Source organism: Pararhizobium mangrovi (assembly GCF_006516965.1).
GTDB lineage: Bacteria > Pseudomonadota > Alphaproteobacteria > Rhizobiales > Rhizobiaceae > Pararhizobium_B > Pararhizobium_B mangrovi.
Window position 1 is genome coordinate 60,713 of sequence record NZ_VHLH01000012.1, and the last position, 22,062, is coordinate 82,774.

19 protein-coding genes and 1 tRNA gene are annotated in these 22,062 nt (G+C 65.4%); 7 read left to right on the forward strand and 13 right to left on the reverse strand.

Annotation, left to right across the window (positions count from 1 at the left end; all coding sequences use genetic code 11):
* Positions 1-55 precede the first annotated feature (55 nt).
* Positions 56-2,362: an NADP-dependent malic enzyme gene (locus tag FJU11_RS07885; protein WP_235890910.1), complete on the forward strand. Its 2,307-nt coding sequence runs from the start codon at positions 56-58 to the stop codon at positions 2,360-2,362.
* Between the two features lie 32 nt (positions 2,363-2,394).
* Here the strand turns inward: FJU11_RS07885 and FJU11_RS07890 are convergent, their stop codons facing one another.
* Both FJU11_RS07890 and FJU11_RS07895 read right to left on the reverse strand, forming a co-directional pair.
* Entirely contained in the window at positions 2,395-3,768 is a 1,374-nt protein-coding gene (locus tag FJU11_RS07890) for a sensor histidine kinase (RefSeq protein WP_141166494.1), read from the reverse strand.
* A complete protein-coding gene (locus FJU11_RS07895; protein ID WP_141166495.1) occupies positions 3,765-4,421 on the reverse strand; it encodes a response regulator in 657 nt (218 codons plus the stop codon). Before FJU11_RS07895 ends, FJU11_RS07890 begins: the two co-directional genes overlap by 4 nt.
* Positions 4,422-4,606: 185 nt before the next feature.
* Here FJU11_RS07895 and FJU11_RS07900 point away from each other — a divergent pair, with 185 nt between their 5' ends.
* Entirely contained in the window at positions 4,607-4,981 is a 375-nt protein-coding gene (locus tag FJU11_RS07900; protein WP_141166496.1) for a penta-EF hand family protein, read from the forward strand.
* Positions 4,982-5,068: 87 nt separating this feature from the next.
* On the forward strand, positions 5,069-5,419 hold the full coding sequence (locus tag FJU11_RS07905) for a hypothetical protein (protein WP_141166497.1): 351 nt from the start codon (positions 5,069-5,071) through the stop codon (positions 5,417-5,419).
* A gap of 571 nt (positions 5,420-5,990) precedes the next feature.
* On the opposite strand, the gene FJU11_RS07910 is transcribed toward FJU11_RS07905, so the two are convergent.
* Positions 5,991-6,075: transfer RNA gene (locus tag FJU11_RS07910), tRNA-Leu, on the reverse strand.
* A gap of 161 nt (positions 6,076-6,236) precedes the next feature.
* Here FJU11_RS07910 and lipB point away from each other — a divergent pair.
* Positions 6,237-6,971, forward strand: coding sequence for a lipoyl(octanoyl) transferase LipB (gene lipB / locus FJU11_RS07915; RefSeq protein ID WP_141166498.1), 735 nt, complete (start codon positions 6,237-6,239; stop codon positions 6,969-6,971).
* A gap of 21 nt (positions 6,972-6,992) precedes the next feature.
* Here the strand turns inward: lipB and FJU11_RS07920 are convergent, their stop codons facing one another.
* Both FJU11_RS07920 and FJU11_RS07925 read right to left on the reverse strand, forming a co-directional pair.
* Positions 6,993-9,005 carry an acetyl-CoA carboxylase biotin carboxylase subunit gene (locus FJU11_RS07920; RefSeq protein WP_141166499.1) on the reverse strand — a complete coding sequence of 671 codons (2,013 nt, stop codon included), beginning with the start codon at positions 9,003-9,005 and terminating at the stop codon, positions 6,993-6,995.
* 85 nt (positions 9,006-9,090) lie between these two features.
* On the reverse strand, positions 9,091-10,029 hold the full coding sequence (locus tag FJU11_RS07925; protein WP_235890901.1) for a DMT family transporter: 939 nt from the start codon (positions 10,027-10,029) through the stop codon (positions 9,091-9,093).
* A 302-nt stretch (positions 10,030-10,331) separates the two neighbouring features.
* On the opposite strand from FJU11_RS07925, the gene FJU11_RS07930 reads away from it, so the two are divergent.
* The 3 genes from FJU11_RS07930 to fghA are packed head-to-tail and all read left to right on the forward strand — an operon-like array spanning position 10,332 to position 12,821.
* Positions 10,332-11,459 (forward strand): S-(hydroxymethyl)glutathione dehydrogenase/class III alcohol dehydrogenase, encoded by a 1,128-nt coding sequence (locus tag FJU11_RS07930; RefSeq protein ID WP_141166500.1) that lies wholly within the window; start codon positions 10,332-10,334, stop codon positions 11,457-11,459.
* Positions 11,443-11,964 carry a YaiI/YqxD family protein gene (locus tag FJU11_RS07935; RefSeq protein WP_141166501.1) on the forward strand — a complete coding sequence of 174 codons (522 nt, stop codon included), beginning with the start codon at positions 11,443-11,445 and terminating at the stop codon, positions 11,962-11,964. The genes FJU11_RS07930 and FJU11_RS07935 overlap by 17 nt, the downstream gene beginning before the upstream one ends.
* Before the next feature lie 8 nt (positions 11,965-11,972).
* Positions 11,973-12,821, forward strand: a complete 849-nt coding sequence (gene fghA, locus FJU11_RS07940; RefSeq protein ID WP_141166502.1) for an S-formylglutathione hydrolase — start codon at positions 11,973-11,975, stop codon at positions 12,819-12,821.
* Between the two features lie 16 nt (positions 12,822-12,837).
* Here the strand turns inward: fghA and FJU11_RS07945 are convergent, their stop codons facing one another.
* The 8 genes from FJU11_RS07945 to FJU11_RS07980 all read right to left on the reverse strand — a co-directional run bounded on the left by FJU11_RS07945 (position 12,838) and on the right by FJU11_RS07980 (position 22,016).
* Entirely contained in the window at positions 12,838-14,310 is a 1,473-nt protein-coding gene (locus FJU11_RS07945) for an MDR family MFS transporter (protein ID WP_141166503.1), read from the reverse strand.
* Between the two features lie 381 nt (positions 14,311-14,691).
* Positions 14,692-16,224, reverse strand: a complete 1,533-nt coding sequence (locus FJU11_RS07950) for an acyl-CoA carboxylase subunit beta (protein ID WP_141166504.1) — start codon at positions 16,222-16,224, stop codon at positions 14,692-14,694.
* 13 nt (positions 16,225-16,237) lie between these two features.
* A complete protein-coding gene (locus tag FJU11_RS07955) occupies positions 16,238-17,026 on the reverse strand; it encodes an ATP12 family chaperone protein (protein WP_141166505.1) in 789 nt (262 codons plus the stop codon).
* Positions 17,019-17,699 carry an HAD-IA family hydrolase gene (locus FJU11_RS07960; protein WP_141166506.1) on the reverse strand — a complete coding sequence of 227 codons (681 nt, stop codon included), beginning with the start codon at positions 17,697-17,699 and terminating at the stop codon, positions 17,019-17,021. The genes FJU11_RS07955 and FJU11_RS07960 overlap by 8 nt, the downstream gene beginning before the upstream one ends.
* Positions 17,696-18,691, reverse strand: a complete 996-nt coding sequence (locus FJU11_RS07965; RefSeq protein ID WP_141166507.1) for an RluA family pseudouridine synthase — start codon at positions 18,689-18,691, stop codon at positions 17,696-17,698. The genes FJU11_RS07960 and FJU11_RS07965 overlap by 4 nt, the downstream gene beginning before the upstream one ends.
* A 10-nt stretch (positions 18,692-18,701) precedes the next feature.
* On the reverse strand, positions 18,702-19,076 hold the full coding sequence (gene crcB / locus FJU11_RS07970; protein ID WP_141166508.1) for a fluoride efflux transporter CrcB: 375 nt from the start codon (positions 19,074-19,076) through the stop codon (positions 18,702-18,704).
* 79 nt (positions 19,077-19,155) lie between these two features.
* Positions 19,156-20,478: a replication-associated recombination protein A gene (locus FJU11_RS07975; RefSeq protein WP_141166509.1), complete on the reverse strand. Its 1,323-nt coding sequence runs from the start codon at positions 20,476-20,478 to the stop codon at positions 19,156-19,158.
* Complete coding sequence (locus FJU11_RS07980) at positions 20,478-22,016, reverse strand: DegQ family serine endoprotease (RefSeq protein WP_235890903.1); 1,539 nt, start codon at positions 22,014-22,016, stop codon at positions 20,478-20,480. Before FJU11_RS07980 ends, FJU11_RS07975 begins: the two co-directional genes overlap by 1 nt.
* Positions 22,017-22,062: the final 46 nt, after the last annotated feature.

Here is a 22,062-nt window from a genome sequence, read left to right on the forward strand (position 1 = left end):
GCGCGCATTCGCGCGGCAGGTGGAGGAGAGACGATTGGACGAGAAGATCAAGCCCGTGGAAGGGTTCGATGCGACGCCGACGGACAAGTCGACGTCGGAGTTCCAGGAAAGCGCCCTCTTCTTCCATCGCTATCCACGACCGGGCAAGCTCGAGATCCAGGCGACGAAGCCGCTCGGCAACCAGCGTGATCTCGCACTGGCCTATTCGCCGGGCGTTGCGGCACCCTGTCTTGCGATCCGCGACGATCCGGATTCGGCCGCCGACTACACCGCACGCGGCAACCTCGTCGGCGTCGTCTCCAACGGTTCGGCCGTGCTTGGCCTCGGCAATATCGGCGCGCTCGCCTCCAAGCCCGTGATGGAAGGCAAAGCGGTGCTCTTCAAGAAGTTCGCCAATATCGACGTCTTCGACATCGAGGTGAACGCCGGCACCGTCGACAGCATGGTCTCCGTCATCGGTTCGCTGGAGCCGACCTTCGGCGGCATCAACCTCGAGGACATCAAGGCGCCCGAATGCTTCGAGGTCGAGCAGCAACTGCGCGACAAGCTCGATATTCCCGTCTTCCACGACGATCAGCACGGCACGGCGATCATCGTTGCCGCGGCGATCCTCAACGGGCTAGAACTGGCCGGCAAGGAGATCGCCAGGGCTAAGATCGTCACCGCCGGTGCCGGTGCGGCGGCACTCGCCTGCCTCAATCTGCTGGTCGAGCTCGGCGCGAAGCGGGAAAACATCTGGGTCCACGATCTCGAAGGCCTCGTCTACGAAGGCCGCGAAACGCTGATGGACTGCTGGAAGGAAACCTTCGCGCAGAAATCGACGAAGCGAGACCTCGCCGAATCCATTCCCGAAGCGGACGTCTTCCTCGGTCTTTCGGCGGCCGGCGTCCTGAAGCCGGAAATGCTGGAAAAGATGGCCGAGCGACCGCTGATCATGGCGCTCGCCAATCCGACGCCGGAAATCATGCCGGACGCCGCGCGCAAGGCACGGCCCGACGCGATGATCTGCACGGGACGGTCCGACTTTCCCAATCAGGTCAACAACGTCCTGTGCTTTCCCTACATCTTCCGCGGCGCGCTCGATTGCGGCGCGCGCACGATCAACGAAAAGATGAAGATGGCGGCGGTAGAAGCCATCGCCGAGCTTGCGCGCGAGGAGCCTTCCGAGGTCGCCGCACGTGCCTATTCCGGTGAACCGCCGACCTTCGGGCCGGACTACCTGATCCCCTCGCCCTTCGATCCGCGGCTCATCCTGCGGATTGCGCCCGCCGTCGCGAAGGCGGCCGCCGAAAGCGGCGTCGCGAAGCGGCCGATTGCCGACATGGAGGGCTATCTCGACCAGCTCACCCGCTTCGTCTATCGCTCGGGTCTGATCATGAAGCCGCTCTTTTCTGCCGCCAAAGCGGCGCGGAAGAAGCGTGTCGTCTTTTCGGAGGGTGAGGACGAGCGGGTGCTGCGCGCCGCGCAGGTGCTGATCGAAGAAGGCATCGCCGAGCCGATCCTGATCGGCCGGCCGGCCGTCATCGAAAGCCGCCTCGAGCGTTTTGGCCTCAAGATCCGGCCGGGCAGCGACTTCTCCGTCACGAACCCGGAAGACGACCCGCGGTTTCGCGAATATGTCGACCTTTACTTCTCGCTCGTCGGCAGGCTCGGCGTCATTCCCGAGGCGGCGCGGACCATCGTGCGCACGAATCCGACCGTCATCGGTGCGCTGTCCCTCAAGCGCGGCGAAGCGGACGCGATGATCTGCGGCGTCGAGGGGCGCTACGACCATCATCTGCGCGACGTCGCGCAGATCGTCGGCAAGTGCGAGGGCGCGCTCGACTTCTCGGCAATGAGCCTTCTGATCTCGCAGCGCGGTGCGACCTTCTTTGCCGACACCTACGTATCTTTAAACCCGACGGCCGAGGAAGTCGCCGAGACGACGGTCATGGCCGCGCGCGAGATCCGGCGTTTCGGCATCACGCCGCGGGCCGCCCTCGTCTCGCACTCCGACTTCGGATCACGACATTCCGACAGTTCGGCCAAGATGCGCCGGGCGATCCAGCTGGTGCGCGAACTGGATCCGGAACTCGAGGCGGACGGCGAGATGCACGGCGATTCGGCGATTTCGGAAGCGCTGCGTCAGCGCGTGATGCCGACGAGCACGCTAAGGGGCGAAGCGAACCTTCTGGTCTTCCCCAACCTCGACGCGGCAAACATCACGCTCGGCGTCCTCAAGTCGATGATGGACAGCCTGCATGTCGGCCCGATCCTGCTCGGCAGCGCGATGCCCGCCCACATCCTCTCGCCATCGGTCACCTCGCGCGGCGTCGTGAACATGGCGACGCTCGCCGTGGTCGAGGCGTCGATCCCTGCCTGAACGGCGGTAGCGCGGCGCGCCGGACTTGCCGCTCAGGCAGTGCCTTCCACCGGCGCGCGGTCGAAATGCACGCGCGCGACGGTGCCTCCGCCTTCGCGCGCAAGAAGGTTCAGCCGTGCGCCATGCGCCTCGGCGACGCTGCGCACGATCGCCAAACCGAGGCCCGTGCCCCGCGCGTCATTCCGGCGAAGCGGAAAATCGCCGGCCGCGACGGCCTGCAGCTCTGCCTTGTCCATGCCGGGCCCGCGATCGGCGACGGCGAGTACGAAGGCATCCGCCTCATGCTCCAGCGACACTTCGACGGGGCACTCGTCCGGTGAGACACGTGCGGCGTTCTCGATCAGGTTGAAGAAGAGCGAACGCAGGAGATCCTCCTCTCCCTCGATCGTCATCGGCCCGCAGACGTTGCCGATTTCCGCGCGGACGCCCTCCGTTTCGTCATTGAACTGCGTCACGCATTCCTTCGCCAACAGGCCGAGATCGAGCGGGCGCCGCTCGATTTCCCGACGCGAGGCATCGACGCGCGCGAGCAGAAGCAACCGGGTGACGAGACGCTCCATCCGTCCGAGCGCTTCGCCCAGAAGCCCGAGCGCACGGTTTTGCTGATGCCTCTCCGGGCTTCGCTTGGCAACGTCGAGTTGGCTGCGCGAACCCGCAAGCGGCGTGCGCAACTCGTGCGAAACGAAGGAGGCGAAGGCCTTTCGCCGGGCATGGAGATCCTGCACCTCCGCGAAGAGACCGTTCATCGTATCGACGAGGCGGGCGAGTTCGCGCGGCAGACCGCGCGGCGCCGGTTCGAAGGGTCGCAGGTTTCCTGGGTCCTGGCTGGCAAGCGTCCGTTCGACATGGCGCAGCGGCGCGAGACCGCGCCAGACGGAAAGAAGCGCCAGAACGGCGAGGATAGGGATCGCAAGAAGAAGCGGCCACGCGAAGTCCACTTCGGCGAGGCGCGTACGATCCTGCCGGTCTCGCTCGTTCATCGCCACGCGCACAACGAGGCCGCGGGCGTCATCCACCCTCGTGTAGATCCGCCAGCGCATCGCATCGACCGTGCGATCGCGAAAGCCCGGGGACGGATCGCCGATCCCTTGCGGGAAATCGGGCGAACGGTGGATCAGCGCGTCGCCGGTCGTCGTCACCTCGAAGCTCGGCGGATGGCGCCAGCCATGAATGCCGGCAACCGGGTGCGGAGCCCCGAACGCCCCGGGGGAGGACGGGGAAACGTCGGTTCGGCTCACCTGAAGAAGGATGATCGCCGTGGTTTGCAGCCGTCCATCGACGTCGCGTTCGGCAACGGAACCGGCCCGCTCGTACGCGACCAGCCACCATGCTGCGAGACCCACCGCCAGCAGGCCGAGCGACAAGGCGGCAAGACGGGCATGCAGGCTCGTCCTTCTGCGCGTCACGTCGAAAGCCGGTAGCCGAGACCGCGCAGCGTCTCGATTCGCTTCGTGCCGATCTTCGAGCGAAGCTTGTGGATGAGTACCTGGACGCTGTTGCTCTCGGGCATGGCGTTCCAGCCGTAAAGCAGTGATTCCAGCCGTTCCGGGGAGACGGGCCGGCCGGGATGTTCCATCAGCGTTTCGAGAATGGCGAATTCGTAGGCGGAAAGGTCGAGAGGTTCGTCGGCGAGCCAGGCCATGCGGTTTTCGCGTTCCAGATGGAGCGCCCCGCACGACATTCGATTGTCCGCCTTGCCGGCCGCTCGCCGCTGCAATGCCCGCAGCCGCGCCAGGATCTGGTCGAGTTCGGCCGGCTTGACGACGTAGTCGTCCGCGCCGGTATCGAGCGCGGCGATGCACTGCGCGTTGTCGCCGGTCGCGGTCAGCACCAGGACAGGAAGGGAATTTTCGCGCGAACGCCAATCGGCAAGCACGTCCATCCCGGAACGCGAGGGAAGCGCGAGATCGAGGATCGCCACGTCGAAGCGCTCGCGATCGACCGCGATCGCGGCATCTTCGCCGTCTTCGAGCCAGTCGACCGTATGTCCCTCGAGCGTCAGCCCGGTTCTGAGCCCGTCGCCGAGAACCCTGTCGTCTTCGACGAGAAGAATACGCACGCCGTCTCCTGTCTTTCACGAACTCCGGCGCGGTGCCGTCGCGCTCAACGCTTCGCCGATACGGCGGTTTCGATTTTCCAAGAAAAAAGACGGACTAAGGTTCAGTTAATCTCGGGGCCGCACCTCGCCGGTCTGGACGGTGACGTATCCCCTCGCCGCCGCCCGAACCCCCGAAGGAGGACACCATGAAGAAAGCCCTCATCATCGCCGTCGCGACGACCCTTGCGCTCGGTGCGACCCCGTCTCTCGCCAAGAGCTTCTCCGCGCAGGACGCGGACGGCAACGGCCAGATCTCGCGGGACGAGTTCTACAGCTCCGCAGCCGACAACGGCACGTTTTCGGACTGGGACACGACCAATGACGGCCTCATCGACGAAAACGAGTTCGGCGCGCTCGACCGCGACTGGAGCTTCGCCGACTGGGATACCGACGGCAACGACTACCTCGACAGCGGCGAATTCTACGACGGTTACTACGCCTCGTACGATGCCAACGAGGACGGTCACTGGGACAACGGCGAATGGGACGACGCAGGCGAAAACGGCCTGTTCGACTTCTGATCTCGAGAACCATTCGCAAGAACCGGCGTCGCTAGGCGCCGGTCGATACCGGCATCTTGCCGGAGCAACCCTGAAAGGGAGAGTGTCATGAACATGAAGAAGATCGTTCTCGCCGGCACGGCCATCGCCTGCCTCGCGGCTGGTCCCGCCCTTGCGCAATCGAACGGCGACAGCGGTTCGAACAACGGCGGCAAGGCCATGTCGAAGGCCGACATGGTGGCCTCTCAGGACAAGATCCTAAAGATGCTGGACAAGGCCGGCTACAGCGACTCGAAGGTCATGGACGCCGCCTACATGGTCCAGACCACGACGCCGGACGGCGAACAGGTCATCATGATGGTCGATACGAGCGGCCGCGTTCTCGGTGCCCGCCCGCAGTCCGGTCAGTCGAACGACGGCCAGTCCAAGTCCGACGACAGCGACGGCTCGTCGAACTGACGAGCGAAGACGCTTCCAGACCAGCAACCCGGCGGGCGCTCCTTGGCTCCGCCGGCGGAAGATCCGGCGCTTTCCTTCGATCCGACGCCGGATCTTCCACCCCATGCGGGACCTTGCGCCCGACAGCTGCCCATCGACACCGACTGATCGGCAAAGGCGCCGCCTGTCACGCGGCTGAAACAAAGCTTCGATAGATTTCGACCGATCCGCAACGTGCACGGGACGCAAACCGCCATGTCCAGCGCTGTCGCCTGTCGAACCGCCTTCGTCGTCGCCACCGTCGCCTATCTGGCATGGGCAGTGCCCTACGGCATCGACACGCTTGTCTGGGGCATGATGTAGCGCGATCGATTACGATCGACGCTTTCCCGGCTCATCGAAGCGGCGTGCTTGTTTTACTTCAAAGATATGACATGCGGTCAGGAGGCATCGGGCTTTGCGATCGACGATGCACGCATCGGTAATACGAGCGTAAGCAATTCCGCTACGCGATCCGGGAAAGGCTCGGAGCATACGGCTAGGTTGCCGCATGGTCGATCGAAGCCTATCGTTTCGTTTCCGAGAAGAAAACTGGTGCGGTCGAGAAGACTCGAACTTCCACGGGTTGCCCCACAGCGACCTCAACGCTGCGCGTCTACCAATTCCGCCACGACCGCACGTGGTAGAAGCCGGCTTGCCGGCGGCCGGGATGTAGCAAACGCCCCTCGCCTTGCCAAGGCCGGCCAAAGAGATTTTTCGTTGCGATCGCCATCGTCGTTCAAGGGCTTGCCCGCTGCGCACACGCTTGCCAAATGAGAACGGCAAGGAGATCGCTTTAATGAACCGCGACGACATCGACTTGGTTTTCCGGGCTGAGGCCGGCGCGCCGCCGGTGCGTTGGCGCATCGCCTCCGGCCTGACCGACTACGCCGAAGCCGTCGCCTTCATGGAGCACGAAGCGGCCGCGATCGCCGACGGTGAAGCCGACGAACTCGTCTGGCTCGTGGAGCATCCGCCGGTCTATACCGCGGGGACGAGCGCGACCGACGATGGCCTGATCGACGCAGCGCGCTTTCCGGTCCATCGAACGGGCCGTGGCGGCGAATACACCTATCACGGCCCCGGCCAGCGCGTCGCCTACGTGATGCTCGACCTGAAGCGCCGCCGGCAGGACGTGCGCGCCTTCGTTTCGGCTCTCGAAGCGCTGATCATCCAGACACTCGGTGCCATGAACGTGACGGGCGAGCGGCGCGAGGATCGCGTCGGCGTGTGGGTGCGCCGGCCGGAACGCCCAGCGCTTGCCGACGGAAGCATGGCGGAGGACAAGATCGCCGCACTCGGCGTGCGCCTTCGCAGATGGGTCAGCTTCCACGGCCTTGCGCTCAACGTCGCGCCGGACCTCGAGCATTTTTCCGGAATCGTGCCGTGCGGCATTTCACAATACGGCGTGACGAGCCTCGAGGATCTCGGCATTCTCGTCGGCATGCCGGAAGTCGACGTCATCCTGCGCCGATCCTTCGAGGAAATCTTCGGCCCGACCGCAGACGATGCAATGCGGCCGGCAGCCGAATAGACAGCGCGCCGCGGTCCGTCTTCAGGCGAATTCCATGATGACGGCATCGACGGCAAGGCTGTCGCCCGGTGCCGCAAGAACCTTCTCGATGGTCACGTCGCGCTCGGCCTTCAGCACGTTTTCCATCTTCATCGCCTCGACGACGGCAAGCGTTTCACCAGCCTTGATCTCCTGCCCCTCCTCCACGGCAAGCGAGACCAAGAGGCCCGGCATCGGGCACAGAAGCATCCTGCTTGTGTCCGAGGCGGCCTTTTCCGGCATCAGACGGTCGAGTTCGGCAAGGCGCGGCGTATAGACCCGCACATTCGCCGAAAGCCCCTGCCAGTCGATCCTGAGACCGTTCGGCACGGGGCGAAGCTGCGCCGCAACGGCACGCTCGCCGATACGGCCCCGCCAGACCGCCTCGCCCGGCCGCCACTGCGTGGCCACATGCATACGTTCGCCATCCTCGCGTCCGATCGTGAGGTCGAGGGGCGAGCCCGGCGTTCCTCCCTCGACGGCGAGCGGCAGATAGCGATCGCCGACACGCACGACCCAGTCCCGGCGAAGCTGGCCCGGATGCGGAGCGACACGATCGTTGAACCGGTCGAGCCGGTCCTTGCGCACGAGCTCCGCCGTCAGCGCGACGATGGCGATCACGGTCGCCTCGTCCTCGTCCGCTTCCGGCGCGACGAACCCTTCCGGATATTCTTCGGGAATGAAGGCGGTCGTAAGCCTGCCTTCGCGCCAGCGTGGATGGCGCATCAGGGCGGCGAGAAACGGGATGTTGTGGTTGATGCCGTCGATCACGAACGAATCGAGCGCTTCCCCCATCGCATCGATGGCCGCCTCGCGCGTCCCGGCCCACGTGCACAGTTTCGCGATCATCGGATCGTAGAAGCGGCTGATCTCCGCGCCTTCGAAGACACCCGTGTCGTTGCGCACGAACGCGTCGCCGCGCGGTCCTTCCTCCGGCGGACGATATCGCGTCAGCCGGCCGATCGAAGGCAGGAACCCCCGGAACGGGTCTTCGGCGTAGACGCGCGACTCGACCGCCCATCCGTTCGCGCGGATATCGCCCTGCGCGATCGACAGCTCTTCACCGTTCGCCACGCGAATCATCTGTTCCACGAGATCGACGCCGGTCACGAGTTCGGTGACGGGATGCTCGACCTGCAGGCGCGTGTTCATCTCGAGAAAGTAAAAATCGCGGTCACGATCCACGATGAATTCGACCGTGCCGGCGCTTCGATAATCGACCGCCTTCGCCAGCGCCACCGCTTGTGCACCCATCTCGGCGCGCGTCTTAGCATCGAGGAAAGGCGACGGCGCCTCTTCGACAACCTTCTGGTTGCGCCGCTGGATCGAGCACTCGCGCTCGCCGAGATGAATGACGTTGCCATGCGTATCGGCGAGGACCTGGATCTCGATGTGCCGCGGTTCGAGCACGAACTTCTCGATGAAGACCCGCTCGTCGCCGAAGGACGACCGCGCTTCCGAGCGCGCCCGTTCGAAGCCGTCGCGAACCTCCGTTTCGTCGTACGCGACGCGCATGCCTTTCCCGCCACCGCCGGCCGAGGCCTTGATCATGACGGGATAGCCGATCCCGGCTGCGATCGCGTGCGCGTGGTCGGCGTCTTCGACCGTCCCTTCGGAACCGGGGACGACGTTCACGCCGGCCGTCGAAGCGAACCGCTTGGACTCGATCTTGTCGCCCATGACGTGGATCGCCTTCGGCGCCGGGCCGATGAAGGCAATCCCTTCGGCTTCGAGCGCTTCGCAGAACGCGGCTCGCTCGGAAAGGAAGCCGTAACCCGGATGAACCGCTTCCGCGCCAGTCCGCTTGCAGGCATCGAGAATACGCTCGATCGAAAGATAGCTGTCTGCAGAAGCCGATCCGCCGATGTGAACGGCCTCGTCCGCCACTGCGACGTGAAGGGATTTCGCATCGGCGTCCGAAAACACCGCGACCGTCGCAATGCCCATCCGGCGCGCGGTCTTGATGACACGGCAGGCGATCTCTCCGCGATTGGCGATCAGGATCTTCGAAAACATGAACCGCACTCCCCCGATGTTCGCCTTTCAGTCTTAGCCCGTTCGCCCGTAAGCCGGCAATGACGCGGTCGAAGCGGGCTCTCGATCAGCTGTGAAGGCCGAGCCGCCGTTCGCGCCATAGCAAAAAGAGACCGGACGCGACGATGATGGCCATGCCGACGAGCTTCGACGGTTCGGGGAAATCGTCGAAAAGCAGATATCCGACGATCGCGGCCGAGACGATCTCGACGTACTGGAACGGCGCGAGCAGCGAGACCGGTGCGAGCTGGAACGCCTTGACGACCAGCACGTGACCGAAACTCGCGATGCATCCCATCACAAGCAGGATGCTCCATTCGAACGAGCCGCCGGGTAGCGACATGGCGAAGTTTTCCGTACCGCCGACGAGGGTTGCGAGCAGGAGCACGACACCGACAAGCAGGCTTCCGCCGAAGCCTGCGACATACTGCATGACGAGCGGCGTATCGACCCGCCCGAGAGCCCGGTTCATCAGCAGATACACCGCCATCAGCGCAGCGGTGCCGAGCGGGAGCAGCGCAACGCCGCCGAAACGCGCAAAGCTCGGATTGATGACGATCAGCGCGCCGACAAAACCGATGACGATTGCGGCCCATCGCCGCCAGCCGACCTTCTCGCGAAGGATCAGCGCGGAAAGCGCGGTCAGGATGAACGGTTCGACGAAGAAGATCGCGATCGTATCGGCGACCGGCATGTATTTCAGTGCGGTAAAGAAGCAGAGGCTGGCGACGCCGATAATCCCACCGCGAAAGAGATTGAGCCAGGGCCGCTTCGGGCGAAGCGCGGGGATACCGCCGACGAGCACGACGAGCGGTGCGGTGAAAAGGAATTGGAGAGCGAAGCGATAGAAGGAGATCTGGCCCGGCGCCAGCTCTCCCGTGTTTGTCAGGTACTTCGCGAGAGCATCCATGACCGGGAGGAGGATCGTCCCCATGAGCATGATCGCAACGCCATCGAACGCGCTCCGTCCGGCATAGGCGCCATCCGTACTCTCCGATGTGCTCATGCGCTCACCCGTTCCCTTCCCCATCGACACGCTTACAGGTCGCCGTGACGAAATCAAAGGCAACTCGGATCGCTCGGGAATCGATCGGCGGCCGAACGAACGCAGCGTTGCCTGGCGGTAATCGATCGCGCGCGATTCCCGACGAAACCTCGGCCAAGATCGTGCTGGCGGCATGCGTCGCGACGTCATATGTGTTTCACTCGACCCCAGACGGCGCGGACCCGGTCCACCTCGTCGCTTCGTCAGCAAACCGGCGGTCGTTCCGGCCGTCCAGAACCCCATCCTACCGAGGAAATCCGACCATGGATGTACGCGCAGCCATCGCCACCCAAGCCGGCAAGCCGCTGGAGGTCGCTACCGTTCAGCTCGAGGGCCCGAAGGAGGGCGAGGTGCTGATCGAGGTCAAGGCGACCGGCATCTGCCATACGGACGATTTCACGCTGTCGGGCGCCGACCCCGAAGGGCTCTTCCCCTCGATCCTCGGTCACGAGGGTGCCGGCGTCGTGGTCGATGTCGGCCCGGGCGTGCGCACGCTGAAGAAGGGCGACCACGTGATTCCGCTCTATACGCCGGAATGCCGGGAGTGCCCCTCGTGCCGCTCGCAGAAGACGAACCTATGCACCGCGATCCGCTCGACGCAGGGCCAGGGCTTGATGCCGGACGGCACGAGCCGCTTCTCGCTCGACGGCAAGAAGCTGCACCACTACATGGGCTGCTCGACCTTCGCGAACTTCACCGTGCTGCCGGAGATCGCGGTTGCCAGGATCAACCCCGACGCACCCTTCGACAAGGTCTGCTACATCGGCTGCGGCGTGACGACGGGTGTGGGCGCCGTCGTCAACACGGCGAAGGTCGAAATCGGCGCGACGGCGGTCGTCTTCGGCCTCGGCGGCATCGGCCTCAACGTCATCCAGGGCCTGCGGCTCGCCGGCGCGGACATGATCGTCGGCGTCGACATCAACGACGACAAGAAGGAATGGGGCGAACGCTTCGGCATGACGCACTTCGTCAATCCGACCGAACTCGACGAGGACATCGTGCCCTATCTCGTCAACCTGACGAAGCGCGGTGACGACCAGACGGGCGGCGCGGACTACACCTTCGACTGCACGGGCAACACGAAGGTCATGCGCCAGGCGCTCGAGGCCTCGCATCGGGGCTGGGGCGAATCGATCGTCATCGGCGTCGCCGGTGCCGGCGAGGAAATCTCGACGCGGCCGTTCCAGCTCGTCACCGGGCGCAAGTGGAAGGGCACGGCCTTCGGCGGAGCGCGCGGACGCACGGACGTGCCGAAGATCGTCGACTGGTACATGGAAGGCAAGATCGACATCGACCCGATGATCACGCACACGCTTTCGCTCGACGAGATCAACAAGGGCTTCGAGCTGATGCATTCGGGGGAGTCGATCCGCAGTGTCGTCGTCTACTGAGCCCGGTTCGGGCGAAGACGTCGAACGCGAGCCGACCGTCTTCGTCGACGCCGACGCCTGCCCGGTAAAGACGGAAATCATCGAGATCGCCGGCCGCTTCGAGCGGCCGGTGCGGCTCGTGACCAACAGCGGCCTGCGCCCCTCGCGTGATCCGCTTGTCCGCATCGTCATGGTCTCGAAGGCCTTCGATGCGGCCGACGACTGGATCGCCGAACGCGCTGGCACCGGCGACGTCGTCGTGACAACCGACGTGCCGCTCGCCGTGCGCTGCGTCGAAGCCGGAGCCGACGTCCTCGGTCCGACCGGCCGCGTCTTCACGCCGGAATCGATCGGCATGGCGTCCGCCATGCGAGACCTCAAGCAGGATCTGCGCGAAGCGGGTGCGATCAAAGGCTACAACGCCCCCTTTTCGCCGCGCGATCGCTCGCAATTCCGCGAAGCGCTCGACCGCATCCTGCGACGGCAGATGAACGAGCGCGCGGCCGACCCATCACGCCAACCGTAAGGCACATCATGAGCACCGAAGCCCCGACCCTCGTTTCGCAGTCGAAGGCCCATGGCGGCACGCAGTTCGTCTATTCGCACGAATCGACCGCCTGCGGCTGCACGATGACCTTCGCGATCTTCGTCCCGCCGCAGGCCGAGCGCCGGCCCTGCCCGGTGCTTTGGTACCTTTCCGGCCTGACCTGCACCCACGCGAACGTCATGGAAAAGGGCGAATACCGCCGGCTCGCAGCCGAACTCGGCGTGATCATCGTATGCCCGGACACGAGCCCGCGCGGCGATCATGTGCCGGACGAGCCGGACAACTGGCAGTTCGGTTCCGGCGCCGGTTTCTATCTCGATGCGACGGCTGCGCCCTACGCCGAGAACTACCGCATGGAGAGCTACGCGATGGAGGAGCTGCCCGCCCTCGTCGCGGCGCACTTCCCGGCCGACATGGACCGCCAGTCCGTCTTCGGGCATTCGATGGGTGGACACGGTGCACTGACGCTGGCGCTCAAGCATCCTGAGCGCTTCCGAAGCTGCTCGGCCTTCGCGCCGATCGTCTCACCGACGATGGCCGACTGGTCGAAGCCAGCGCTTCGAAAGTACCTCGGAGAGGACACAGCCGCGCACCGGCGGCACGATGCCACGTGCCTCGTCGAGGACGGCGCCCGCTTTTCCGATTTCCTGATCGACCAGGGCACGGCCGACGGCTTCCTGCAGGAGGGCCTGAAGCCCTGGTTGTTCGCGGAAGCGTGCGGCAAGGCCGGCGTGCCGCTGACCCTTCGCATGCACGAGGGCTACGACCACTCCTATTATTTCATCTCGACCTTCATGGACGACCACCTACTCTGGCATGCGGAGCGGCTGGTCTGAGAGGCGCGCGCCTCCCCTATTCCGCGTCGCGTTCTTCCCGCCCCATCAAGGGCTTTTCCGTCATCGACAGGATCGCGACGAGCGCCAGCACCATGATGATGGCGGCGACGAAGAACATGGCGGCGAACGGACGCGCGGTATCGACCGACGTCCGAACCGCGTTGCGGGTGCCTTCGCTTGCGAGCGGCAGCCCGAAGGACAACGCCACCGCACCGAGCACGGCCACACCCAATGCGCCGCCGAGCGAGCGCAGGAAAGTAAGAACGCCGGTCGCAACGCCGAGATGCGCCTTGGTAACGGCGTTCTGCACCGAGATGGTGGCGATCGGGAAGGTCATGCCGGTGCCGGCACCCGTGAAGACGGCCAGAACCTCGATCAGCCAGAGCGGCGCGGTCTCCGCCTGCCAGGCGAACACCACATAGCCGAAGATGCTGAGCAGCGCACCGAAAACGGCGATCCGCCGGTAATGGGTAATCCGCGCGACGAGGCGGCCGCTGATGGTCGCGCCACCGACGGTCCCCAGAAGAAGGCCGAGGAGAGCGGTTCCCGATTCGCTGACGGAAAGCCCGACATGGTGTTGCAGGTAGATCGGCAGGTAGACCGAGGTGCCGATCGCCGCCGCCTGCGCGAGGAACATCGACGTCGTCGCCGTCAGCACGATCGCATTACGCAGGATCTCGAGCGACACCAGCGGCTCGCGTGCGGACGTCACGCGCCATCCGAACAACGCGAAGAACACCACGGCGAGCACGAAGGCACCAATCACTTCGATCGAACCCCAGGAAAACGTCTCGCCGCCCCAGTTGAGGGCGAGCAGCAACAGCGAGGTCGCGACGACCAACAGGCCGGCGCCAACAAGGTCGAGCTTGTGCTCGCGAGACGCGACCCCGATCTTCTTCAACGGTTCGCTGAGCACGAGGACGGCCGCGGCGCCGAGCGGCAGATTGATCCAGAAGATGAGCGACCAATGCAGGTGCTCGGCGAAATAGCCGCCGAGCAGCGGGCCGGCGATACTCGCCACCGCCCAGGTGCCGGAAATCCACGCTGCGTATTTCGCACGCTCGCGCGGTGGAACGAGGTCGGCGATCACCGTCTGCGAGAGCGTGAAGAGCCCGCCGCCACCAAGGCCCTGACAGGCACGCCCGAGGATGAGTACGAGCATGTTCGGCGCCAGCGCGCTGACCACCGACCCGACGAGGAAGACGAAGATCGCGCCGAAGATCGTCCGCCTACGGCCATAGAGATCGGAAATCTTCCCGTAGAGCGGTGCCATCGCCGTCGCCATCAGGAGGTAGGCGGTGACGACCCATGGCAGGTAATCCGCATGGCCGAGGGCTGCGCCGATGGTCGGCAGCGCTGGCGCGACGATCGTCTGGTCGAGGGCGGCGAGCAGCATGGCGAGAAGCACGCCGCCGATGATGACGTTCTGCTCGCGATGGCTGACCGGCGGCGCCTCGAAGCGCTCGGTCGTCTCGGCCTTCTTGTCCATGACGACGGTCCTCGGATAACGACCTGACGGCCGTACGAGCGTCGCATGACTGCGAAGGGTTGCGGCGCTGACGGGAAAGAATTCGGCGGTATCGTTCGACAGCGGCGTTAGCGAACCGCTTGGTACGATAGGTGTTTAACTAGCAGCGGGTAGGTTTGTTGTCGAGGGGCCGGGTTTGTCGCGAGGTAGAGGCGGAAGGATCGTCGTCCGCCTTACCGCCGATCATTGCGCCCGCAAAACGCAGGTCGGCGATAGAGCTCTCATGGTCTTTTGGGTTCTGCATCGAATGGGATCGAGTCGCAGGATCCGATACAGACGGACAGGCTGCCCCCTCTGTCACCTGCAGTGATATCTCTCTCCCGCAAAGGGGGGAAACCGGCATTACAACGGAATGTTGTCGTGCTTCTTCCAGGGATTTTCGAGTTCCTTGCCCCTCAGCATTCGCAACCCGCGTGCCACGCGGCGGCGCGTCGAGCGCGGCATGATGACCTCGTCGATGTAGCCGCGTTCGGCCGCCACGAAGGGCGAGAGGAAGCGGTCCTCGTACATTTTCGTGTGCTCGGCGATCCTGTCGGCGTCGCCGACATCCTTGCGGAAGATGATCTCGACGGCACCCTTCGCGCCCATCACCGCAATCTGTGCCGTCGGCCAGGCATAGTTGATGTCGCCGCGCAGGTGCTTGGAGGCCATCACGTCGTAGGCACCGCCGAAGGCCTTGCGGGTAATCACCGTGACCTTCGGCACGGTCGCCTCGCCATAGGCGAAGAGCAGCTTGGCGCCATGCTTGATGAGACCGCCCTGCTCCTGCGCGGTGCCCGGCAGGAAGCCCGGCACGTCGACGAAGGTGACGATCGGGATCGAGAAGCAGTCGCAGAAGCGCACGAAGCGCGCCGCCTTGCGGCTGGCGTCGGAATCGAGCACGCCGGCGAGCACCATCGGCTGGTTGGCCACGAAGCCGACCGTGCGGCCTTCCATGCGACCGAGCCCGACGACGATGTTCTGTGCGAAGGCGGCTTGGATCTCGAAGAAGTCGCCCTCGTCCGCGGTCTTCTCGATCAGTTCGCGCGCGTCGTAGGGCGTGTTCGCGTTCTTCGGAACCAGCGTGTCGAGCGACGGATCGTCCTGCTTCACGGACTGGAAGCATTCGATCTCCGGCAGCGCGCCGGTGTTCGACTGCGGCAGGAGATCGATCAGCCGGCGCATCTGCAACAGCGCCTCCAGATCGTTGTCGTAGGCCCCGTCGGCGATCGAGGATTTCGTGGTGTGGACGCGCGCACCGCCGAGTTCCTCGGACGTCACGGTCTCGTTCGTCACGGTCTTCACCACGTCCGGACCCGTGACGAACATGTAGGACGTATCGCGGACCATGAAGATGAAGTCGGTCATCGCCGGCGAATAGACGTCGCCGCCGGCGCATGGCCCCATGATCACCGAAATCTGCGGAATGACACCGGAGGCGAGCACGTTGCGCTGGAAGACTTCGGCGTAGCCGCCAAGCGCCGCGACGCCCTCCTGGATGCGCGCCCCGCCCGCGTCGTAGAGCCCGATGATCGGCGCCCGGTTGCGGAGCGCCATGTCCTGCACCTTCTGGATCTTCTCCGCATGCGCCTCGGAGAGCGAACCGCCGAAGACGGTGAAGTCCTTGGCGAAGACGAAGACCGTGCGGCCGTTCACCGTGCCCCAGCCGGTGACGACGCCATCGCCGTAGTAGCGTTTATCGGCCATGCCGAAATCGGTGCCGCGATGGGTGACGAACATGTCGAACTCCTCGAAGGAGCCCTCGTCGAGAAGCGCCTCGATGCGTTCGCGTGCCGTCAGCTTGCCGCGTTCGTGCTGCGCGGCGATGCGCGTTTCGCCGCCGCCGAGACGGGCTTCCGAGCGCCGCTCGTCGAGTTCCTCCAGAACGTCGCGCATGCCCTCTCCTGTCCTACCGGTCGCTGCAATCGCGACGCAGAGCCTGCAACGTTTCGGCGGCCGCGTCCATGTCCTGCCGGCGCTTTGCGCGGCGCGCCGCCGCTTCCGCGTCCCCGCCCCACTGCTCGATGTTCCAGTCCTCGTCGACATGCGCGGCCGTCCACGCCTCGTCGGCGGTGATCTCGCCCTCGGCGAGCGCAAGCGCGAGGATGGCCGAGCCGGTGAGCGAGGTGACCGTATGGAGCGCCGCCAGTTCGAAGACGTCGGCGTAGCGCTTCAGCGATGCGGAAAAGGCCGCGATCGTCTCGCGCGGCTGGTCGGCATGCATAACCCCTTCGACGAGCACGAAGCGCGTGCCGAGCGCAGCGTGCGCCCAGTCGATCATCGGATCCCAGTGCTCGCCCTGGCGCTCGACGAGACCTTCCGGCGCGTCGGCGCGATAGCACAGGAGATCGGTCGCGGCGAAACGCACGATATCCTCGGCAACGGCCTGGCGCTCGTTCGCCACGCCGTCGAGCGCGGTGTTGGCAAGCCGTGTCAGCGGCATGCGCGCCGGATCGATCTCGCTTTCCTGCGCATGCCATTCCGCGGCGAGGCTTTCGGCAAGCGCGCGGCTCGGCACCGCGAGAACCTTTTTCGCCGGCGTGCGCAGAAGCCGGCCGTCGAGTGCGACGCCATAGCCTTCCGCGTGTTCGGCGACCGTCGCCTCGGTATAGAAGCGCTTCGGCAGCGGCCGCTTCATCTGCTCCTGCGCTCGGCGGATCGGATCGGCTTCCGTCGGGTGATCGGTCGGCTCACGCATGGTCGGCTCCCATCGGAACGGCTTCATCGATCAGGGCTCGCAGGTCGGCGACGGCAGGCGCGATTGCGTCCGCACCGGCAGCGGCGAGCGCATTCGGCTCGGCATAGCCCCAGGCCACACCGAGCGCTCTGGCCCCGGCAGCCTTCGCCATCGCCATATCGTGGATCGCGTCGCCAACGACGACCGTTCGATGCGGTTCGAAACCGGTCTCGCGACAGCATTCGAGCACCATCGCGGGGTGCGGCTTCGAAGGGCAGTCGTCGGCGGTGCGCATTGTGATGAAGGTGCGCTCCAGGCCGTGCGTGGCAAGCACGGATGCAAGCCCGCGGCGCGACTTGCCGGTGACGACGCCGAGCACCGTTTCCTCTTCGGCGGCAAGACCGGCGAGGACCTCTGCCATGCCGTCGAACATCGGCTCGTGGAAATTGCCGCGCTCGCGGATCGCGCGGAACGTCTTCTGGTAGTGCGCCGTCATCGCCGTCACCTCGGCATCCACCGGGCGTTGGAGCAGTTCGGCGATCGCGACGTCCAGCGTAAGCCCGATGATCGCCTTCGTCTCGGCGACGTCCGGCACGGGGTAACCGAAATCGTCGATGGTCCGCACCATGCAGTCATGGATGAAGTTGGCACTGTCGACGAGCGTGCCGTCGCAATCGAAGAGCACGAGCCTCATTCTTCCACCTCCGCATCGTCGGCGGCCTCGTCGAAACCGAGCAGGTTCCAGCTCTGCACCATGTGCGGCGGCAGCGGCGCGGTGACGACGATGTGCTTTCCGTCCGGGTGCGGGATCGAGATCCGGCGCGCGTGGAGATGCAGCCGCTTCTGGACGCCGCCCGGAAACTCCCAGTTCTGGTCGGCATGAAAATATTTCGGATCGCCGATGATCGGATGGTCGATATGGGCGGCGTGGACGCGCAACTGGTGCGTCCGGCCCGTGAAAGGCTCCATCTCGAGCCACGCAAGCTCCTGCCCTGCGCGCTCGATCACGCGGTAGAACGAGATGGCGTGGTCGGCATCAGGCTCTCCGTGCTCGGCGACGCGCATGCGGTCGCCATCGGGCGTCGCTTCCCTCACGAGCCAGGTCGAAAGCTTTGCTTCACGCTTCTTCGGCACGCCGCGCACCAGCGCCCAATAGGTCTTCTTCGTGTCTCGACTGCGGAAGGAGGCCGTCAGCGCCTGTGCGGCACCGCGCGTGCGCGCGATGACGAGCACGCCGGAAGTGTCACGGTCGAGCCGGTGGACGAGCCGCGGCTTCTGGCCCTTCTTGTCGCGCCAGGCTTCCAGCATGCTGTCGATCGAGCGCGTCACGCCGGAGCCGCCCTGCACGGCAAGGCCCGCCGGCTTGTTCAGCACACAGACCTTGGCATCCTCGTAGAGCAGCATCTTCGAAAGCAGGTCGCCATCGCCACCGTGCTTCAGCGCCTTCGCACTGATCGGCCCCTTCGTCTCCGCCCTGTCGACGGGCAGCGGCGGCACGCGAACGGTCTGGCCGGACTGGACGCGCGTATCGGTCTTTACCCGTCCACCATCGACGCGAACCTGCCCTGAGCGCAACAGCTTCTGAAGCTGGCCGAAGCCGAGCCCCGGATAATGCGTCTTGAACCAGCGATCGAGGCGCATTCCCGCCTCGTCCCCATCGACCTGCCGCTGTTCGACGCCTGCCATGATGAAAACCTCAGGTAAGACTGCGGATCAGCGCGAGACCGCCGAAGAGCGCGGCGATGCCGGCAACGACGCTCGCCACCACATAGACCGCCGCCAGCGTTCCCTGCCCGCGCTCCCAGAGGAACGCGGTATCGAGCGAGAACGACGAGAACGTCGTGAAGCCGCCGAGCAGGCCGGTCATCAGGAAGAGCCGCATGTTGATCGACTGGCCGAGGCGACGCGCCACCAGTTCGACGATAACGCCCATGACGAACGATCCGAGGATGTTCACCGTCATCGTGCCCCAGGGGAAACCGGGACCGCCGAACCGTGTCGCGGTGACGCCGACGAAATGGCGGAGGCTGGCACCGATGGCACCGCCGAGCGCTACGAGGAGATACTGCATGCAAACGTCTTCTGATATCGCATGCCGGCAACCGTTGGGCCGGCCAAGGGGAACGGCAGCGCGTTCGTGAAGAATGCGCCTATTCGCCCCGTTCCTGCCTGAGCTTGGCCCAGTAGTCCAGCCGCTTGGCGATTTCGCGCTCGAAGCCGCGCTCCGGCGGGTCGTAGTAGCGCTGCCGGCCCATCTTCTCGGGAAAGTAGTTCTGACCGGAAAAGGCGTCCGGCTCGTCGTGGTCGTAGCGGTAACCGGAACCGTAGCCCTCGCCCTTCATCAGCTTCGTCGGCGCGTTGAGGATGTGCTTGGGCGGCAGCAGCGAGCCGTTCTCCTTCGCCGCGCGCATCGCCGCCTTGTAGGCCGTATAGACGGCGTTCGATTTCGGCGCGCTCGCCAGATAGACGCAGGCCTCGGCGAGCGCCAGTTCGCCTTCCGGCGAACCAAGATAGTCGTAGGCGTCCTTCGCCGCGTTGGCGATGACGAGCGCCTGCGGATCGGCGAGCCCAATGTCCTCGGAAGCCATGCGCACGAGCCGGCGGCCGAGATAGAGCGGGTCTTCGCCGGCGTCGAACATGCGCGCGAGGTAGTAGAGGGCGGCGTCCGGGTCCGACCCGCGCACGGATTTGTGCAGGGCGGAGATCAGGTTGTAATGCCCGTCCTGCCCCTTGTCGTAGACCGGCGCGCGGCGTTGGACGATCTCCTGCACCTCGTCCGCATCGAAGGTTTCACCCTCGCGTGCCGCCCGCCAGATCTCTTCGGCAAGCGTCAGGACGGAGCGGCCGTCGCCGTCCGCCATGCGGATGAGGCTGGCACGGGCCTCGTCCGTCAGGGGCAGCGGCGTGCCGTGCAGCGCTTCGGCACGCGTCAGCAGTTCGGCAAGGCTCGCCTCGTCGTGCGGATGGAAGGTCAGCACGCGCGAGCGCGAGAGGAGCGCGGCGTTGAGTTCGAAGGACGGGTTTTCCGTCGTCGCGCCGACGAGGGTGACGGTACCGTCCTCCATCACCGGCAGGAAGCTGTCCTGCTGCGCCCGGTTGAAGCGATGGATCTCGTCGACGAAGAGCAGCGTGTGCCGCCCGTTCGTGCGCCGCGCACGCGCCGCCTCGAACACCTTCTTGAGGTCGGCGACACCGGAAAAGATCGCCGAGATCTGCTCGAAGGCAAGATCCGTATCGTTGGCGAGAAGCCGCGCGACCGTCGTCTTGCCGGTGCCGGGCGGGCCCCAGAAGATCATCGAGCCGAGTGAGCCGGAGGCCACCATGCGCGTCAGCGTGCCGTTCTCACCGGTAAGATGCGCCTGTCCCGTCACTTCGGCGAGCGTCGTCGGCCGCAGCCGATCGGCGAGCGGCCGGCTGGCATCCGCCTTCGGACTTTCCGGCTGCGGCGGATCGTCGGCGAAGAGATCGGCCATCAGCGCACGCTTTGCGTCAGCAGCCTGCCGTCACGGCGAACGGCGAACTGCCAGCTTCCGGGCGGATCGTCGGCAAGCGCCTTGACGTCCGCGACCTTGCCGATCGCCTGGCCATTGACCCGGACCAGGATGTCCTTGGGCTCGAGACCGAAGCGGGCGGCAAGCGAGCCGTCGGCGACATCGGTGATCACGACCCCCTCGGCATCGCTCTGCATGTCCAGCTCCTGCGCCACGCGCGGCGACAGATTGGCGACGGTCGCGCCGGTGAACGGCGTGCGCCCGCCGATCGTCGTGCGGTTGGCTGGAACGGTTTCCGGTGCGCGTTCGAGCGCGATCGACATCGTATGCTTGCCGTCGCGGTCGCGCACCGTCAGCTCGACCGTCTTGCCGATGCCTTCCGTCGCAAGCCGGTAGCCGAGCGCGTCGGGATGCTGCACCGGCTTCCCGTCGAGAGCGGTCACGACGTCGCCTGCCTTCAGTCCGGCCTTCGCGGCGGGACCGTCCGGGGCGACCTTGTTCACGAGCGCCCCACGGGGCCGGTCCAGCCCGAGCGCATCGGCGACATCCGGCGTCAGCGATTCGAAGCTCGCGCCGATGTAGGGCATGGCGAACTGCTTGTCGCCCGACTCCGCAGCGCTGACGAAGCTCTTCACGAGGTTCGCCGGAATCGCGAAGCCGATCCCGTCCGAGCCGCCGGAGCGGCTGTAGATCTCCGAATTGATGCCGATCATGCGGCCGTCGATACCGACGAGCGGACCGCCGGAATTACCCGGGTTGATCGCGGCATCCGTCTGGATGAAGAACCCGAAATGCGAGCGGTCGAGGCTCGTGCGCGCCAGACCCGAGACGATGCCGCTCGTCACCGTCTGGCCGACGCCGAACGGGTTGCCGATCGCCAGCACGAGGTCGCCGACCTCGACATCGTCGGAATTGCCGATCGGAAGGGTCGGCAGGTCGTTCGGCCCCTTTTCGATCTTCAGGACGGCGAGATCGACCTTCTGGTCCTTCAGCACGACGTTCGCCTGAAACTCGCGCCCGTCGTCCAGCGCGACCTTGATCTGGTCGGCATCCTGGATGACGTGATCGTTAGTGACGATCAGCCCCTTCTTGTCGACGATGACGCCGGAACCGAGCGAGGACTGCTTGCGCGATCGCTGCTGCATACGGTTGCCGAAGAAGCGCTGGAAGAACGGATCGCGCTCGAAGGGCGTCTGCTGGCGCACCATGCGCGTGGCGTAGACGTTGACGACGGCCGGCGCGGTCTTCTTGACGAGCGGCGCGAAGGAAAGCTGCATCTCGGCACGGCTCTGCGGCACGGCCCGGGCGGTGCCCGCGGGCGGCGCGGCCGTCTCGCCGCCCTTCGTGCCGGCGGCGTCCTTGCCGAATCCCTTCCCATCCTTCGCTCCGCCGAACATGGTGCCGAGGTCGAGCACCTGCTGCACGCCGCTGGGCGCCTGCGCCCATGCCGCCGTGGCCGGTGCAGCCGCGATCAGCGCTGCTGCGAGAAGGATGCGTAGGATGAATGCGCCTCTCGTCATTGCTCGTTGCCGTTCTCGGAAGGTTTGCGTTTCGGTTCGATACGGA

Bases quoted from the DNA above. Each gene is read 5' to 3' on its own strand.
- FJU11_RS07920 (WP_141166499.1), bottom strand. From the start codon at position 9,005: ATGTTTTCGAAGATCCTGATCGCCAATCGCGGAGAGATCGCCTGCCGT.
- FJU11_RS07900 (WP_141166496.1), top strand. From the start codon at position 4,607: ATGAAGAAAGCCCTCATCATCGCCGTCGCGACGACCCTTGCGCTCGGT.
- FJU11_RS07965 (WP_141166507.1), bottom strand. From the start codon at position 18,691: ATGGCAGGCGTCGAACAGCGGCAGGTCGATGGGGACGAGGCGGGAATG.
- FJU11_RS07950 (WP_141166504.1), bottom strand. From the start codon at position 16,224: ATGCGCGACGTTCTGGAGGAACTCGACGAGCGGCGCTCGGAAGCCCGT.
- lipB (WP_141166498.1), top strand. From the start codon at position 6,237: ATGAACCGCGACGACATCGACTTGGTTTTCCGGGCTGAGGCCGGCGCG.
- FJU11_RS07905 (WP_141166497.1), top strand. From the start codon at position 5,069: ATGAACATGAAGAAGATCGTTCTCGCCGGCACGGCCATCGCCTGCCTC.
- FJU11_RS07960 (WP_141166506.1), bottom strand. From the start codon at position 17,699: ATGAGGCTCGTGCTCTTCGATTGCGACGGCACGCTCGTCGACAGTGCC.
- FJU11_RS07980 (WP_235890903.1), bottom strand. From the start codon at position 22,016: ATGACGAGAGGCGCATTCATCCTACGCATCCTTCTCGCAGCAGCGCTG.
- FJU11_RS07975 (WP_141166509.1), bottom strand. From the start codon at position 20,478: ATGGCCGATCTCTTCGCCGACGATCCGCCGCAGCCGGAAAGTCCGAAG.
- FJU11_RS07930 (WP_141166500.1), top strand. From the start codon at position 10,332: ATGGATGTACGCGCAGCCATCGCCACCCAAGCCGGCAAGCCGCTGGAG.
- FJU11_RS07945 (WP_141166503.1), bottom strand. From the start codon at position 14,310: ATGGACAAGAAGGCCGAGACGACCGAGCGCTTCGAGGCGCCGCCGGTC.
- FJU11_RS07955 (WP_141166505.1), bottom strand. From the start codon at position 17,026: ATGCGTGAGCCGACCGATCACCCGACGGAAGCCGATCCGATCCGCCGA.
- fghA (WP_141166502.1), top strand. From the start codon at position 11,973: ATGAGCACCGAAGCCCCGACCCTCGTTTCGCAGTCGAAGGCCCATGGC.
- crcB (WP_141166508.1), bottom strand. From the start codon at position 19,076: ATGCAGTATCTCCTCGTAGCGCTCGGCGGTGCCATCGGTGCCAGCCTC.
- FJU11_RS07925 (WP_235890901.1), bottom strand. From the start codon at position 10,029: ATGAGCACATCGGAGAGTACGGATGGCGCCTATGCCGGACGGAGCGCG.